17 protein-coding genes and 3 pseudogenes are annotated in these 13,890 nt (G+C 68.1%); 12 read left to right on the top strand and 8 right to left on the bottom strand.

What is annotated here, in order from left to right; all coding sequences use genetic code 11:
• Positions 1-228: 228 nt before the first annotated feature.
• Positions 229-1,506 carry an MFS transporter gene (locus ABZV91_RS17835; RefSeq protein ID WP_355242471.1) on the top strand — a complete coding sequence of 426 codons (1,278 nt, stop codon included), beginning with the start codon at positions 229-231 and terminating at the stop codon, positions 1,504-1,506.
• 5 nt (positions 1,507-1,511) lie between these two features.
• On the opposite strand, the gene ABZV91_RS17830 is transcribed toward ABZV91_RS17835, so the two are convergent.
• Positions 1,512-2,306: a helix-turn-helix domain-containing protein gene (locus tag ABZV91_RS17830; RefSeq protein WP_355242468.1), complete on the bottom strand. Its 795-nt coding sequence runs from the start codon at positions 2,304-2,306 to the stop codon at positions 1,512-1,514.
• A 548-nt stretch (positions 2,307-2,854) separates the two neighbouring features.
• Between ABZV91_RS17830 and ABZV91_RS17825 the strand changes: the two genes are divergently transcribed.
• Entirely contained in the window at positions 2,855-3,454 is a 600-nt protein-coding gene (locus ABZV91_RS17825; RefSeq protein ID WP_355242465.1) for a hemerythrin domain-containing protein, read from the top strand.
• On the opposite strand, the pseudogene ABZV91_RS17820 reads toward ABZV91_RS17825, so the two are convergent.
• Positions 3,451-4,664 (bottom strand): annotated as a pseudogene (locus ABZV91_RS17820) (FAD-dependent monooxygenase). The gene ABZV91_RS17825 and the pseudogene ABZV91_RS17820 overlap by 4 nt on opposite strands.
• Positions 4,665-4,994: 330 nt before the next feature.
• Here ABZV91_RS17820 and ABZV91_RS17815 point away from each other — a divergent pair.
• Positions 4,995-5,168 (top strand): annotated as a pseudogene (locus tag ABZV91_RS17815) (zinc-binding dehydrogenase); the annotation flags it as partial.
• Between the two features lie 93 nt (positions 5,169-5,261).
• On the opposite strand, the gene ABZV91_RS17810 reads toward ABZV91_RS17815, so the two are convergent.
• Positions 5,262-5,741, bottom strand: a complete 480-nt coding sequence (locus tag ABZV91_RS17810) for a GNAT family N-acetyltransferase (RefSeq protein WP_355242462.1) — start codon at positions 5,739-5,741, stop codon at positions 5,262-5,264.
• Positions 5,742-6,119: 378 nt separating this feature from the next.
• Between ABZV91_RS17810 and ABZV91_RS17805 the strand changes: the two genes are divergently transcribed.
• The gene (locus ABZV91_RS17805) at positions 6,120-6,437 is read left to right on the top strand and encodes a hypothetical protein (RefSeq protein ID WP_355242459.1); all 318 of its coding nucleotides are present in this window, start codon (positions 6,120-6,122) and stop codon (positions 6,435-6,437) included.
• Between the two features lie 184 nt (positions 6,438-6,621).
• Here the strand turns inward: ABZV91_RS17805 and ABZV91_RS17800 are convergent, their stop codons facing one another.
• Both ABZV91_RS17800 and ABZV91_RS17795 read right to left on the bottom strand, forming a co-directional pair.
• Positions 6,622-6,792: a hypothetical protein gene (locus ABZV91_RS17800; RefSeq protein ID WP_355242456.1), complete on the bottom strand. Its 171-nt coding sequence runs from the start codon at positions 6,790-6,792 to the stop codon at positions 6,622-6,624.
• Positions 6,793-6,815: 23 nt separating this feature from the next.
• Positions 6,816-6,986: pseudogene (locus ABZV91_RS17795) on the bottom strand (IS30 family transposase); the annotation flags it as partial.
• Between the two features lie 190 nt (positions 6,987-7,176).
• On the opposite strand from ABZV91_RS17795, the gene ABZV91_RS17790 reads away from it, so the two are divergent.
• The 3 genes from ABZV91_RS17790 to ABZV91_RS17780 all read left to right on the top strand — a co-directional run bounded on the left by ABZV91_RS17790 (position 7,177) and on the right by ABZV91_RS17780 (position 8,591).
• Complete coding sequence (locus ABZV91_RS17790) at positions 7,177-7,506, top strand: hypothetical protein (protein ID WP_355242454.1); 330 nt, start codon at positions 7,177-7,179, stop codon at positions 7,504-7,506.
• A gap of 3 nt (positions 7,507-7,509) precedes the next feature.
• A complete protein-coding gene (locus tag ABZV91_RS17785; protein ID WP_355242451.1) occupies positions 7,510-7,722 on the top strand; it encodes a hypothetical protein in 213 nt (70 codons plus the stop codon).
• A gap of 125 nt (positions 7,723-7,847) precedes the next feature.
• On the top strand, positions 7,848-8,591 hold the full coding sequence (locus ABZV91_RS17780) for a GNAT family N-acetyltransferase (RefSeq protein ID WP_355242448.1): 744 nt from the start codon (positions 7,848-7,850) through the stop codon (positions 8,589-8,591).
• Positions 8,592-8,824: 233 nt separating this feature from the next.
• On the opposite strand, the gene ABZV91_RS17775 is transcribed toward ABZV91_RS17780, so the two are convergent.
• Genes ABZV91_RS17775 through ABZV91_RS17765 form a run of 3 tightly spaced genes read right to left on the bottom strand, consistent with a single transcriptional unit; the run spans position 8,825 to position 10,455 of the window.
• Positions 8,825-9,031: a hypothetical protein gene (locus ABZV91_RS17775; protein WP_355242445.1), complete on the bottom strand. Its 207-nt coding sequence runs from the start codon at positions 9,029-9,031 to the stop codon at positions 8,825-8,827.
• A 14-nt stretch (positions 9,032-9,045) separates the two neighbouring features.
• Positions 9,046-10,143: a redox-regulated ATPase YchF gene (gene ychF, locus ABZV91_RS17770; RefSeq protein ID WP_355242442.1), complete on the bottom strand. Its 1,098-nt coding sequence runs from the start codon at positions 10,141-10,143 to the stop codon at positions 9,046-9,048.
• A gap of 12 nt (positions 10,144-10,155) precedes the next feature.
• Entirely contained in the window at positions 10,156-10,455 is a 300-nt protein-coding gene (locus tag ABZV91_RS17765; protein ID WP_355242532.1) for an oxygenase MpaB family protein, read from the bottom strand.
• Positions 10,456-10,499: 44 nt separating this feature from the next.
• Here ABZV91_RS17765 and ABZV91_RS17760 point away from each other — a divergent pair, with 44 nt between their 5' ends.
• From ABZV91_RS17760 to ABZV91_RS17740, 5 genes are all read left to right on the top strand, one after another.
• Complete coding sequence (locus ABZV91_RS17760; RefSeq protein WP_355242535.1) at positions 10,500-10,664, top strand: hypothetical protein; 165 nt, start codon at positions 10,500-10,502, stop codon at positions 10,662-10,664.
• A 71-nt stretch (positions 10,665-10,735) separates the two neighbouring features.
• The gene (locus tag ABZV91_RS17755) at positions 10,736-11,578 is read left to right on the top strand and encodes a helix-turn-helix domain-containing protein (RefSeq protein WP_355242439.1); all 843 of its coding nucleotides are present in this window, start codon (positions 10,736-10,738) and stop codon (positions 11,576-11,578) included.
• Positions 11,579-11,582: 4 nt separating this feature from the next.
• Positions 11,583-12,011 (top strand): VOC family protein, encoded by a 429-nt coding sequence (locus ABZV91_RS17750; RefSeq protein ID WP_355242436.1) that lies wholly within the window; start codon positions 11,583-11,585, stop codon positions 12,009-12,011.
• Between the two features lie 147 nt (positions 12,012-12,158).
• Entirely contained in the window at positions 12,159-13,244 is a 1,086-nt protein-coding gene (locus ABZV91_RS17745) for a MerR family transcriptional regulator (RefSeq protein WP_355242433.1), read from the top strand.
• 32 nt (positions 13,245-13,276) lie between these two features.
• Positions 13,277-13,753 carry a hypothetical protein gene (locus ABZV91_RS17740; protein WP_355242529.1) on the top strand — a complete coding sequence of 159 codons (477 nt, stop codon included), beginning with the start codon at positions 13,277-13,279 and terminating at the stop codon, positions 13,751-13,753.
• The last annotated feature ends 137 nt before the right edge of the window (positions 13,754-13,890 follow it).

Genomic DNA, 13,890 nt, shown 5'->3' with positions numbered 1-13,890 from the left:
TCGGCTTCCCATACCGGCCCCCGGCCCCGAGTGGACACCGGTGCCGGCGAACCGGGGGATCAGCGGTGCCGTTGCGGCGTACGTCCTTCGGTACGGCGAGGTCGGGGGCGGTGAACAGTGCACCCCAGGAACGGAGCCGGGGCGGGGGAACCGGCGCCGGGCCACGCGACCGGATCGTGACGGTGAGCGCACGGAACCGGCGCCCCGCGAATCTGCCAGGATGACCGCATGAGAACCATGACTCGCCCCGGCAGCACGATCTCCGCCGGGACTCTGGTTCTGCTGACCGCCCTGTATTTCGCCCAGGGACTTCCCTACGGATTCTTCACCCAGGCACTCCCCGTGGTGCTGCGCGAATCCGGGTTCTCGCTGATCGAGATCAGCGCCACCGGGATCCTGTTCGCGCCGTGGGCCCTGAAATTCCTGTGGGCGCCCTACGTCGACCACTACGGCACCCGCCGGCAGTGGTTGCTGACCCTGCAACTCGCCGCGTCGGCGGTGACACTCGGGCTCGCCTGCCTGGACCTGTCGGCGTCACTGCGCTGGCTGCTCCTGGGTATCGCCGTGGTCAACGTGATATCGGCGACGCAGGACGTCGCCACCGACGGGCTCGCCGTGCAGCTTCTCGGCCCTCGACAGCGCGGCCTGGGCAACGGTATCCAGGTCGGTGCGTACCGGATCGGCATGATCGTCGGAGGCGGCGCGCTGCTGTGGCTCTTCGCGCTCGCGGGGTGGCGCGTGCTGTTCGTCGCGATGTCGATCCTGTTGTTGCTCAGCGCGATTCCGGTGTGGTGGTCACCGCGTACCACCATTCGCAGTACCTCGGAGAAATCTCCGTCGAGCCCGGCCCGGTTGCCTATCGGGTGGTGGCAGCGGTTGCGCCGGCCCGGGATGCTCGCGTTCATCCTCCTCCTCGGGGGCTTCAAATTCGGCGACTCGATGGGCTCGGCGATGGTCGGCCCGTTCATGTCCGACACCGGCCTCACCCTGGGGCAGATAGCCCTGGTCAAAGGGGTCCTGTCCTCGGCCGGCGCGCTCGCGGGCGCGGCCGTGGGCGGCTGGCTGTGCTATCGGCGCGGCCGGCGGCGCGCGCTGCTCATCGGCGGTGTGACGCAGACCCTCAGCCTGGCCCTCTATCTGCTCGCGGCGCTGGGGCCCGGCGGCTTCGGGTTGATCGTCACCGCGAGCCTCGCCGAACACATACTCGGTGGCGCCGCGACCGTGGCGGTGTTCACTCTCATGATGGACGCCGCCGACCCCGATCACGCCGGCAGTGACTACACGCTGCTGGCCTGCGCGATCGTGGTGGTGCAGGGTATCGCGGGGTTCGCCGCGGGGACGGTCGGCGAACTACTCGGGTATCCGGCGCTGTTCGGCTCGAGCCTGGTGCTGTCGGGTATCGGTTGCGTGGCGCTGATCGTGGCGACGGATCGGGGCGCGGGGCCGGCGGGGGTGCACGCGGTGTGGGCGGCACCCGGCCCGGCGACGCGTCGATCCGCGACCTGACCGGTTCAGGCCGGCGTCAACACACCGGTGAGGGCCCGGCGCAACAGTGGTTCGAACAGCTCTCCCGGCCCCGCGGCGCGGTCCGGCGTGGCGAGCGCGTCGGCCAGATACGGATGCCGTCCCGCCCCGGCGACCTCCCGCACATAGGCCATCTGAGCGAGACGGCGCGATTCGTTCGCCGTCCGCTCATCCAGCTCGGCGCGAGCGAATTGCTGAGCGAGCGCGGTCAGTACCGCGACGGTCTGCAGTTTCACCTGTCCGGGCGCGTCGACGGCCGCCATGGCCCGTAGTGCGTATTCGAGATAGTCGATTCCGCGCGGCCCGACCCGTAACGGCTCGACCGGTATATCGGCCGGCCACGGATACTTCACGTAGACATCCTTCGCCCGGATTCCCAACGCGGTGAGGTCGTCGATCGCCACGCCGGTCAGCGGTACGCCGAGGTCGATCTCACCGGCGGCGGCGTCGGCCATGAGGTCGAGGACATCGTCACGACCCGACACGTAGCGGTACAGCGCCGATTGACTCACCCCGAGTTGCTGCGCGATCCGGCGCGTGGAGACGGCGGCCAGTCCGCCCCGGCCGGCGAGTTCCATCGCGGCGGCGGCCAGTTCGGCCCGGCTGTGCGAGGGCGCCGGACCGCGCCTGCCGTCGGGTCGTTCCCAGACTGTCGGGTCGGCTTTCCCGGACCGCGACGCTGGGCGCAGAACGGAGCGGTGCGCCTCACGTTCGACCGATGCCTGCCGGAACGAGGGGGCGAACCACTGCTCGTCGCCACCGGGCTGGGCGCCGACCGGCACTGGCTCCCCGACGGGTGGAAGCCGAGCCGGACAGCAGCATCCACGACGCGGAGGCCCAGAGCCGGCAGATCGGGGCCCGGTGGAGCGGCCCCGCGATCACCGGAATCACCCGGCCCACCCTGGTCGTGCACGGCGAAGACGCCCCACTGATCAAACCCGGCGCCCGCGCGTGCCATCGCGTCGCGTATTGCCGGCTCCCGCCTGCTGCTGCCCGAAATGGGGCACGAACTGCCCGAACACGTATGGAAACCGCTGGCCACCGCGATCCGCGAGCTCGCGGACGGACGCACACGATGAACTCGGCCTACCGTGGCACGCCCGGCTGCTACCGACCGCCACCGGGAATACGACGCGCGGCCCCGCACACCCGCGGCCGCTCTCGCTTCGTGCCCGACCCGCCGATCGACGTGAGGAAACCCCACGGTGCGTTGGCGGCAGGACAGCGCGGTGGTGCGATATCGTCGGCTCCCCGATGGACATTCCGACGGCCGGACGACAGCGCGCCCCACGTCCGATACCGACCCGAAGTGCGGTAGCAGGGAGTGATCATGGACATCACCCAGCTGATCCTCGACGACCACCACGAGCAGCGGCGGCTGTTCGCGATCCTGGAGGAAATCGATCGCCGGGAGACCGGCGTCCTCTCCGCCGTCTGGGGGAGACTGGCGGCCTTCCTCGAACTGCACGCCCAGGCGGAGGAGGAGATCTTCTATCCCGCGCTGCTCCAGGTGGGTATCGCGGCCCGGCGCGCGGCCGGGGTGGAGGCGGAGACCATCGACGCCGTCCACGACCACAACGAGATCCGGGACGCGGTCGCCGAAGTGGCACGTCACCGGGTTGGCAGTGACGACTGGTACACGGCCGTAGCGGCGGCGAACACCGCCAACAGCGATCACATGGCCGAGGAAGAGCGCGAGGGCCTGACCGATTTCCGCCGACTGGCGGATCTGTCACGTCGACATCGGCTGGCCGTCGCCTTCGCCGCGTACGAGGCACGGAACTACGCCGGCGTACGACCCGTGGACAAGGATCCCGAGAGCTACGTCCGCGCAGCGGAAAAGGAGCTGCGGAGCACCGCGAGTGGATCCCTGAGTGTCGGCACCCTGAAGCGGGCCCGCCCCGGCGGTCCGGCCGCTACCGCCGGCTAGGCCGACGCTCCCGGCAGCGAGTAGTCCTCGACAGTCATGGAGTTGTGGACGCGTGCGCTCTCGGTGGTGAGCCGGAGGAAGGCGCGTCCGGCCCGCGCGGGCAGGACGGAGAGCAGGCGGGCGCCCTGCACCAGCCCCCACACCCCGCGGCGGGACGTGGGGACCAGGGTTCTCGCCGCGCTCAGCCCGACCGCACGGCTGCCGCGCACATGCTCGGCCATCGCCCGCTCGTAGGCCGGAAAGGCGCACTCCGGATCGCCACCCGCCCGCGTCAGCTCTCCGGCCAGCACATACGCCCCGACGACGGCCAGGCTGGTGCTGCCCCCGACGGCGGGGCCGGGACAGTAGCCCGCGTCGCCGACGAGTGTGACCCTGCCCCGTGACCAGGTGTCCATGCGGACCTGGGTGATCGAGTCGAAGTAGAAGGCCGGGCTGTGGTCGAGCGCGTCGAGCCAGCCCTGCACCTCGGGGTCCACCCCGCTGAACGCGGTGCGCAGCAGCTCTTTCTGCCGGGGCACATCGTGGTGGTGGTAGTCGAGGGCACGCTCCCCGCGGAACAGGAACAGGGCTCGCGCGTGACCCAGATGCCGCGCGCGATACATACCCGCGGTGCGGCCGACACCGACGTGGATGCGGAGTTCGCCGTCTACGCCGTAGGTTTCGGGTAGTTCGATCACCGCGAGATAGGCACCGACGAAGGCGCTGAAGCGGGATTCGTCCCCGAAGACCAGGCGGCGAACAGTCGAGTGCAACCCGTCCGCGCCGACGACGAGGTCGAAGCGGCGCGGCGCGGCCTTCTCGAACAGCACTTCCCCTCCGGCGAGATCGCGGTGACCGAATCACCGAACAGGTACTCCACCTCGTCACACCCGGCCGTGTAATAGATCTCGCTCAGGTCGTCGCGCATGATCTCGGCGTGCCGATCCGAGGCGGCGCCGAAGATCTTGGACAGGTCCACCCGGGCGGGGCGCCGCTGCCCCTCGGGGAGGAGGACCATCCGATTCGTACCGGTGATCCGTTCCTCGATGCGCGGGAGCACGCCCATCTTCTCCGAGATGTCCATCGCGGGCCGGAACAGGTCGACCGCGTGTCCGCCGGTCTTGCGCGGTGCCGGTGCGCGCTCGACGACCGTGACGGAAAAGCCGTATCGGGTGAGCCAGTACGCCAGCACCGGCCCGGCGATACCGGCGCCGGAGATGAGTATCCGCATTTCTCTGCCTTACGTTCCTCGGGGCCCGGGTCGGGTTGCTCTGTCCCCGAACTGTCCCACCCGTCGCACTACTCTGCGGGGCGGCAACGACCGATGTCTTGGAGGAATGTCAGCGGCGCGCGAACCATGGATCCGGGGCCGACCGGGCTGGGTCGTCCGTCGCCCCCCGCGCTCTTCGGCCCGTGACGAACCGGAATTTCTCGCCCGATGGCGTCGCGCTGTCTCACTGCACGGCTTTCCGGGCAGTGCCGGAAATACCGGCGGCTGCCCAGGCCGCCTCGATCATGGGGAAGATCTCGTTCAACGCGGCATCCGGATCGGCCGCCGCTCGGGGCAGTGACCGGAGCGCTCACCGAAGCCACCGACCTCCTCACACGAGGGCGACCTCACATCCCGGTCGAGAAGTCCTACCCGCTCGCGGATGCCGCTCGCACGCACGCCGATAGCCGGGCCGGTCATACCCGCGGGCGCCGAGTCCTCATCGTCCGAGGCGCAGGATCGTGATCATGTGAGCGGCAGGCCGGTATCACTTTCTTCGAGCGTCCGGGCCGACGCGCACATGCGTTTCTCACGACCAGAGCAGCGCGTGCACCGACTTCACTCCGCCGAGGCCATATGCAGCAATGGATACGGTCTCCCCGCTTCGTCCTGGTCGCTTCGCCCCACCACGACGAATCCGCGTCGCGTGTAGAAACGCACGGCCTGCTCGTTCTGCTCGTTCACATCCACCCGCCGCACCCCCTGCTCGCGGACCGCGTGCGCGACCAGCTCACTCCCGGCACCGCGACCCCGGGCATCGGCCGCCACGAACAGCATCTCGAGGCTGTCGCCGGCCGTTCCCGAGAAGGCGATCACCTCCCCGTCGATATCCATTACCGTGAGCGTGACCTGAGGAAAGTACCTATCGATCAATCGACTCTCGATGTCCGCGCGGTCGGCTTCGGCGAGAAAGTGATGAGTCGCCATCACCGCACTTCGCCACACCTCGACGAGACGACCGTATTCGGCGGGCCCGAGGCAGTCACGCAGCCGTGGCCGCGGCGCCGAACCCGCTTTCGCCCGCGTGGATTCGTCCATGCCAGAACCCCACAATGTCGCCACCGGCCTTCACAACTCCATTACCTCGCCTCGGCAACGATCCGGTCACGTCATACCCACCGGATGGTCGGCGCAATGACTGTTCGAGCCGGGAACTCGGCGCCCGACACACTCGCTGCGCTGCTCGGCGCGATTTTCCGACGGACCGTACCTCCTCGGCGCGACCCGACGCGACAACCGGGCGGATTCGACCCGGAAGGCGGAAAGTCGGCCGATCAGAAGGATGTGGGTTGCCGGCACAGCGACGAAACGATCATCGAGGTCACTCGGGACGACAGTGCACGTGACAAACGGTTCGAGTAACAAGCGCGACCCCTGGGCGATGTGTTCATACAACATCAAACCAGGAGGTTCCGAATGTTCTCTGCGAAGCGTCTTGCGGCCGGCGCCGTCGTCGCCGGCGCGACCGCGGCCACCGTGCTCGCCGGTGGCGGCGTCGCCCAGGCCGATGTCCCGGTGTGGCAGGCCAACTGTCACGTCTACAACGTTTTCAACACCGGCGGAATGGCCAATTGCGAGCTGCCGACCTGGCATCAGGTGAAACTCACCTGCGTCGCGTGGCCCGTCCCGTTCACCTACTGGAAGTACGGCCCGGTGCAGTACGGACAGAACCAGTCCTGGGCCAGCTGCGACTCGTTCAACGCACTGACCAGGATCGAGGTGATCCAGGCCTGACTTGTAGACCGGACTGCATCCTCCACTTTCCCGAGCGCGCGCCGACCCCGCTGCCGCCGCGGACGTTCCGAACCCCGACCGAACCCCACCGCCTCTCCCGATGGGATCAGGAGAGGCGTCGGCAGCAGCGGGGCACCCGCTCAACAATATGCGCGCAAGCGATGGGGTACCGGCCCGATCTGCTCTACTCGCCCGGGTATTCCGCGTGGATATCGCCACGGAACAATTTCCAGTAGAAGGCGTTCATCCGCGCGGCGGCGGTTGCGTGGCGGGTCAGGATCGAGGCCACGGCCGGCGACACGTCGTCCGGGATGTGGCCGGTGGCGCATCGAAGAGCGGGAGATTTGGCATCCATCGGCTCCGCGAGAGCCGGACCGTCTTCGTTCGCGGCACGAGGCCATAACCCCGCTCTCTGGGCAGGTGGATCAACATCGTGAACCGGGTCGTGCGTTCGACGAGTGTCCCGACCGCCGACCGCTGCAACCCGATGATCAAATCACCTTCCCAATGCCCGGGAACCGCCCGATCGGCGACCTCCGGGGGACGTTCATCGCGCCACGTGCTATCGCCGCCCAGAACCGCACCCGATCCTCACGCCACGCCACCGCCGGTCGCCCCGGTGATGGAATCTGCCCCCTATACAACCGAACCTCACGCCACCGTTGCACAGCACCCACACAACACCTCCAAAATCAGGATGTTGCGACGACCAGTTGAATCCAGCCGATACATGTCCGTGATGTTCACGGAATCGCTTACAGTGCAGATACTTTCGGATTCCAGAGGCTCGGTTGGGGATGCCTACGACTGTCGGTATTTTGGTGCCGGATCCCGCAAAGATCGGGTAGTCCTGGCCGGATTCGCCACCACCACCCCGAAAAGCGCCGACGGAGAATCCGAGATGATCCGTCAGCTCAAGATCGCCCACGACCAAGCCGTCGAGCAGCGCGCAGCGGCCATGGTCACGATGAAGGCGATGCTCGTCCACGCCCCCGACGCTCTTCGGCGGGAGACCACCGGCAAGACGCAAATCGCGCTTACCCGTCACCTGGCGGGTCTGCGGCCCTGAGGCTTGAACGGTCCCGAAGACGCACTGCGCCATGCCCTGCGTGCTCTCGCCGAAAGGTGGCAGTACCTCGATTCCGAGGCCAAAGAGCCGACGAAAATGATCGGCGATCTCGTCCGTCGTGCCGCCCCGCAACTACTCGAGCCGCTCCTTCCCCCGGCCGAGTACGAGGTCGCGTACTACGCTCAACAAACGCCACGCCACCCGGCGCTGGTCTGAAACCGAAGCCGGTCCCTTACCCGTGGATGGTTCACAGAATTGTGTCTGACAATTGAGCGTCGTGTCGCGCCGGCCGGACGAGAAGGCAGACCGGAAGTGATGATCACCTGCTGGAAAGGGTGTACATGTCGGGGTTGTTGCCAACCTGGGGTGACGCGTTTCGGCGGTTGATAGGCGTCATCGGCGATGTCGGTCGTTTCCGCCACAGAATGCCGGCGGAAACGGCCGAGAGATTACGGCCGGTATCGGATGCCTTCGAACGCGGTGGAAGAGGCGGACACGCAGCAGTATCTGCCCATCACTTCGACGGTGCACCCGGTGCAGGGCATCCGCCGGCCACGCAGGCGGCCTCGACGAGACCTGCCACGGGACGGGTGGATGCCGGTTCCGTCACCATCCATCGGAAGACCGAGCATGACTGGGCAAAAGAAAGCGATCTCGCGCTTCGGTCTATCGCAGAAGCGCCGTCAGCGTACAGGGTGACCTACGAGGAGGCCAAGGCGCGGTCCGAGGAGGTATGGCGCGACAAGATCAAAGGGCGCACCAGCAGTTTTGCCGCGGTTCATGACGGGAGATGGGTGGGTGACATTTCTGCTGTACGTACCGAACGCGCTGGCGTGCAGGAGATCTGCGCGATGTGGATCGACCCCGAAGTGCGTGGCACAGGAGTCGGCCATCAGTTGATGCAGACCCAGATACAGTGGCTGAAGGAGAACAATTGCCAGCGAGCTGTGCTGTGGACACTGGAAGACAACATTCCCATGCAGCGTCTGGCCCGAGGGCACGGGTTCACTCCCACCGGCATTCGCGACTTCCGTAGCAGTCGCAGCGTTCCTGCTATCGAAATGAGCTGTGACCTCACCACCTGAGCCCACGCGCACTCCGAAAGCGAACCCCGGCTGTGCGTGATGCCTAGTGATCAATAGCGGAGCGGGGGAATACGACGACAGCCGACCGCACCCCCTTCTTGTGGTCATCCTCGAAACCAGCCGACCGCACACCACCTTGCCACCCAGGTCCCCATGCGTACGAAACCGTAGCCGCCATTCCGACCAAATCCCTTTGCCACGTATGTCGTCAACAACCTTGTGGGTGCCTGAGATCAGGTGCGGATGGACGGCACCTGGTCCCAGGTCCGGCCGTCGGGGGTGCGGCCGTTCTGCTTGGGGTGCGGCCACCCCACTGCTTGAAGAAGAACGGGGGCATCATCGAACCCACGGAAAACCTTCCCGAACCCGCTCGCTTCGCCAAACTGTTGTGTCTCACCGAACTGCCAGGTCCGACCGCTTGCACCGACGACCTCCTGCATCGCAGGCGCCTCCTCTACTTCTTTCCCCCAGAGGCTAGTCCGCTACGGAACTCGACCACGTCGCCGTCGGCCATGATGTAGTCCTTGCCCTCCATCCGGACCTTGCCCGCCGCCTTCGCCGCGGCCATCGATCCCGCCTCGACCAGGTCGTCGAAGGCCACCACTTCGGCCTTGATGAACCCGCGTTCGAAGTCGGTATGGATGACGCCCGCCGCTTTCGGCGCGGTATCGCCCTGGTGGATCGTCCACGCGCGGGACTCTTTCGGGCCGGCGGTGAGGTAGGTCTGCAATCCGAGGGTGTGGAAGCCCGCCCGGGCCAGGGCGTGCAGGCCGGGTTCGGTCTGGCCGATGGACTCCAGCAGTTCGGTGGCGGATTCCTCGTCGAGTTCGAGGAGTTCGGATTCGACCTTGGCGTCGAGGAAGACCGAATCGGCCGGGGCCACAGAGGCTTTCAGTTCGGCGACTTTGGCTTCGTCGCTGAGCACCGACTCGTCGGCGTTGAAGACGTACAGGAACGGCTTCGTGGTGAGCAGGGACAGCTCTTTCAGGAGTTCCCCGTCGATCTCCTTCGCGGCGTGGAACAGGGTTCGGCCGCTGTTGAGGATTTCCTGGGCCTGCTCGGCGGCGTCGGCGTAGGGCTTGCGGTCCTTTTTGACCTTGGCTTCCTTCTCCAGGCGGACGACCGCCTTCTCGAGGGTCTGCAGGTCGGCGAGGATCAGTTCGGTTTCGATGACCTCGATATCGGAGGCGGGATTCACCTGGCCGTCCACGTGCACCACATCGTCGTCGGCGAAGACGCGGACGACCTGGCAGATGGCGTCGGCTTCGCGGATGTTGGCGAGGAACTTGTTGCCGAGGCCGGCGCCCTCGGAGGCGCCCTTCACGATGCCGGCGATATCGACGAAGGAGACGGTGGCGGGGACCGTGCGGGCGGAGTCGAAGATCTCGGCGAGTTTGTCCAGGCGGGGGTCGGGCAGCGGAACCACGCCGACATTGGGCTCGATGGTCGCGAAGGGGTAGTTCGCGGCGAGCACGTCGTTGCGGGTCAGCGCGTTGAACAGCGTCGATTTTCCGACGTTGGGCAGGCCGACGATTCCGAGGGTGAGACTCACGAGGACAGCAGTCTACGCGGGTGAGTGCCGGGGGCGACGGTCGGCCGGGGCATGCGCGCGGGCGCCCGCGCGCAGGGCGGCGGAGAAGGCGGCGAACTTCATGCGGTCGCCGGGTCGCGGGGTGATGTCGAGGAGTTCGATGGCCCGTTCGTGCTGTACAGCGCGGACGGCGAACCCGGGGACGACGCCGAGCGCCCACCACGGCGGGTTCAGTGCCTGAGCGGCCAGGCGGTCGCCGGCCTCGGTGCGCTGGAGCCGGGTTGCGCAGGCGTCGGCGAAGTACTCGGTGAATTCGGGCCAACTGCCGGGCAGGGGCCGGGTGGAGATGCCGTAGAGGCGGTACCAGTCGCAGCAGTATGCAGGATCTGCAGGGCGACGGCACGGGGCAGGGTCAGCAGGAAGCGGCGGTCGGGCAGATATCGGCGCAGCAGGGAGTGGTGATCGATATCCCGCTGCGCGGGCGCCTGCGAACTCGTCATTGCGCAATCCCTCGGCCGGAGCTCCGGATCACTGGAGCCTGAGAGTAATGAAACATTTTCCTCTCAGCATGTCAACACACTGGTATGTCGGCCGGTCGGCGTACCGTGACCCCATGGAGCCGACCTCCCAGGTGGTGACGGCATACCCGGCACCCGCACTGGCCGCCTTCATCGACCGGTACATCGGATACCGCATGACCGGGTACGAGGCGGGCCTGCACCGCGGGCTGCCCTCGCGGCATATGACGTTCATCGTCGCCATCGGACCGTCCATCGACGTGATCAGCCACACCGACGCCCGCCAGTCGCCGGACGACTACCGCTGCGTGCTCAGCGGACTCCAGGACAGCCCGGCGATGATCGCACACGACGGCACCCAGGAGGGGGTGGCCATCAAGCTCACCCCGCTGGGCAGCCGGGCGCTGTTCGGGCTGCCCGCGGCGGAACTGTGGAGTACCTCGATCGAGTTCGCCGATCTCGTCGGCGCGCCGGGCCGGCAACTGTGGGAGGAACTCCAGGAACAGCCGGGCTGGCCGCAGCGGTTCGCGGCATGCGACCGGGTGCTCACCGGGCTGCTGGTCCCCGAACGGTCGGTGGGGCCGGAACTGAGCTGGGCGTGGCGGGCGGTGACGGGGTCGCACGGGACGTTGGGCGTGGAACCGCTCGCCGAACGGATCGGCTGGAGCCGCCAGTACCTCACCAAACGTTTCACGAGCGAGTTCGGCTCGAGCCCGAAGGTGGCCGGGCGGGTGGCGCGGTTCGAGCGGGCCAAACAGATGCTGCTGCATACGCCGTCGTTCGTCTCGATCGCCCAGGTCGCCGCCGCGTGCGGCTACTACGACCAGCCGCATCTCAACCGGGAGTTCGCCCGGCTGGCCGGATGCAGCCCGACCCGGTGGCTGGCCGAGGAGATTCCATCCGTCCAAGACCCGGAGATGGCCGGCGAGCCAGGCTGAACTCATGACCGCAACAGAGAACACCACCACGACCACCACCCCCGCACCGGCCGTCTGGCCGTGCCTGGCCTTCACCGATGCCCGCGGCACCGCGGACTTCCTGGTGCGGGCGTTCGGCTTCGAACTGACGGCGATGTACGCCCGCGAAAGCGACCCGTCGGTAATCGAACACGCCGAAATGCGCTGGCCGGAAGGCGGCGGGATCATGTTCGGCACCGCGAACAAGGGTGGCGGATTGCCGGAGCGGCGCATACCGGGCACCGAATCGATCTATGTGGTCTGCGCCGACCCGGACGCGCTGTACGCGCGTGCCACCGCCGCCGGCGCGGAAACCGTCGCCGGATTGAAGGACGAGGACTACGGGTCGCGCGGGTTCACCGTGGCCGACCCGGAGGGCAACTACTGGAGCTTCGGGACCTATCGAGGGCAGTGAACCGCGTCGCTGCGCCGGATCGAGACCCGCACATGGTTCGCTGTTCCCGGTGGCCGCGGCGGTGTCGAGCCCTGCCGCGGCGCCTCCTCGAAACGAGCCACGACCGCGGCTTGACCTTCAGGCTGCTCGAAGCCCGATGATGGGCGCGTGCCCGAATCCGACCTGATCACCATCGGCGCGTTCGCCCGCTCGTGCGGTATCACGCCCAGTGCGCTGCGCTTCTACGACGACTCCGGCCTGCTCGCCCCGGCCGGGGTCGACGCGGCCACCGGATACCGCTACTACGCACCCGCCCAGGTCGAGCGCGCGGTGACGATCCGCCGCCTGCGCGCCATCGATATGCCGCTCGACGAGATCGCCCGCGTACTCGCAAGCGACCCGCATACCGCGGCCGGGCTCATCGACGATCACGTGGCGGGATTGCTCCAGCGGACCCGGGAGGCACGGCGGACCGCCGAAGTGGTCAAGGTCGCGCTCGGCGAACCTTCCGGCTGGTGGGTGGCGACGGTACGCGGGCCGGTGCTGGCGGCGGCGGTCGAGCAGATACTCGCCGCGACCGGCACCGACCCCGACCTGCCGGTGCTGGCCGGGGTGCGGCTCGAGGCGACGCCCGAATCGCTCACCCTCACCGCCACCGACCGCTACCGGCTCTCCACCCGCACGCTGGTCCCCGAACAGCCCGGATCCGCCGAGTGGGCCGCCACGGTCGACGGCGCCGACCTGAGCTCAGCGCTGCCGGAGATCCGCGGCGCCCACTCCATCGATATCGAAGCCGGCGAACACAGCGTCCGGTTCCGCTCCACCGACGGTGCCGTACGCAGCTGTCGCACGCTGGCCGAACCGTTTCCCGACCACCGCGGGTTGCTGGCAGCGCTACCGGTGGCGCCCACCCACGCCGTGGTCGCCAGACACGACCTGCTGCGCGCGTTGGAACAGCAGCGCGACCGCTACCTGCGGGTGCGGACCGCGGCGGGCACCCTCACCGTCTCGGGCGCCGGAGGCGGGCCACCGACCGAACTGGCCGCGCGGGTCACCGGCCCCGACAGCGAACTCGTTTTCGGGTTCACCATCCTGCACCCGGCCGTCACCACCGCCATCGGACCCGATGTGCGGCTGGAGATCGGCGGCCGCACCGATCCCATGGCCGTCCGGTCCGCGGACAACGGCGACCTCACCACCCTGGCCATGCCGGCCGACCCCGCAGTTTCCGACGAGAACGGATCTCCCCTGTGACCAGCACCGACCAGCTCTCCCCCGACGCCACCATGGACGCGATCACCGCGGCCGTCACGCTCGGCCGATCCGGAGACACCGCCGCCGCCCGCGACCGTCTCCTCGAGCTCTGGCGCGGTATCGGCGTCACCGGTGACCCCTTGCACCGCTGCACCCTCGCGCACTACCTGGCCGATCTCTACGACGATCCCGCCCAGGCGCTGGCCTGGGATATCCGCGCCCTCGACGCGGCCGACGCCCTCACCGACGAGCGGGCGCAGCGGCACCACGCGAGCCTGGAGGTCGCGGGATTCTATCCGTCGCTGTATCTGAACCTGGCCGACAACTATCGGCGGCTGGGATCGTGGGAGGCTGCCGCGCAACAGCTCGCTGCTGCCCGCGAACGGCTGGACGCCCTCTCCGACGACGCCTACGGCGCGCTGATCCGCACCGCGCTCGACGAGGTGGCCGACGCGGTCGCCCGGCGGTCCACCGAGCGGCGGCCGAGCGCACCGGGCCCACGTTCGTGACACCGGTTTCGCGCGGCTACAGCGCGGCTGCCGAGCGCACCGGGCCCACGTTCGTGACACCGTTTCGCGCGGCTACCGAGCGCACTGGGCCTGTGTTCGTGACACCGTTTGCCCTCGGTACCGCCCGCCCGGCCGGT

The sequence above is a fragment of the Nocardia sp. NPDC004568 genome (assembly GCF_040609955.1).
Classification (GTDB): domain Bacteria; phylum Actinomycetota; class Actinomycetes; order Mycobacteriales; family Mycobacteriaceae; genus Nocardia.
Note: the sequence above shows the minus strand (reverse complement) of the source record. Positions and strands in the feature narration are given on the sequence as shown.

Excerpts from the sequence above, each read along its gene's own strand:
- ABZV91_RS17755 (WP_355242439.1), top strand. The coding sequence starts at position 10,736 with ATGGAGCCGACCTCCCAGGTGGTGACGGCATACCCGGCACCCGCACTG.
- ABZV91_RS17805 (WP_355242459.1), top strand. The coding sequence starts at position 6,120 with ATGTTCTCTGCGAAGCGTCTTGCGGCCGGCGCCGTCGTCGCCGGCGCG.
- ABZV91_RS17760 (WP_355242535.1), top strand. The coding sequence starts at position 10,500 with ATGCAGGATCTGCAGGGCGACGGCACGGGGCAGGGTCAGCAGGAAGCG.
- ABZV91_RS17750 (WP_355242436.1), top strand. The coding sequence starts at position 11,583 with ATGACCGCAACAGAGAACACCACCACGACCACCACCCCCGCACCGGCC.
- ABZV91_RS17740 (WP_355242529.1), top strand. The coding sequence starts at position 13,277 with ATGGACGCGATCACCGCGGCCGTCACGCTCGGCCGATCCGGAGACACC.
- ABZV91_RS17825 (WP_355242465.1), top strand. The coding sequence starts at position 2,855 with ATGGACATCACCCAGCTGATCCTCGACGACCACCACGAGCAGCGGCGG.
- ABZV91_RS17810 (WP_355242462.1), bottom strand. The coding sequence starts at position 5,741 with ATGGACGAATCCACGCGGGCGAAAGCGGGTTCGGCGCCGCGGCCACGG.
- ABZV91_RS17835 (WP_355242471.1), top strand. The coding sequence starts at position 229 with ATGAGAACCATGACTCGCCCCGGCAGCACGATCTCCGCCGGGACTCTG.
- ABZV91_RS17780 (WP_355242448.1), top strand. The coding sequence starts at position 7,848 with ATGTCGGGGTTGTTGCCAACCTGGGGTGACGCGTTTCGGCGGTTGATA.
- ABZV91_RS17775 (WP_355242445.1), bottom strand. The coding sequence starts at position 9,031 with ATGCAGGAGGTCGTCGGTGCAAGCGGTCGGACCTGGCAGTTCGGTGAG.
- ABZV91_RS17790 (WP_355242454.1), top strand. The coding sequence starts at position 7,177 with ATGTTCACGGAATCGCTTACAGTGCAGATACTTTCGGATTCCAGAGGC.
- ABZV91_RS17800 (WP_355242456.1), bottom strand. The coding sequence starts at position 6,792 with ATGGATGCCAAATCTCCCGCTCTTCGATGCGCCACCGGCCACATCCCG.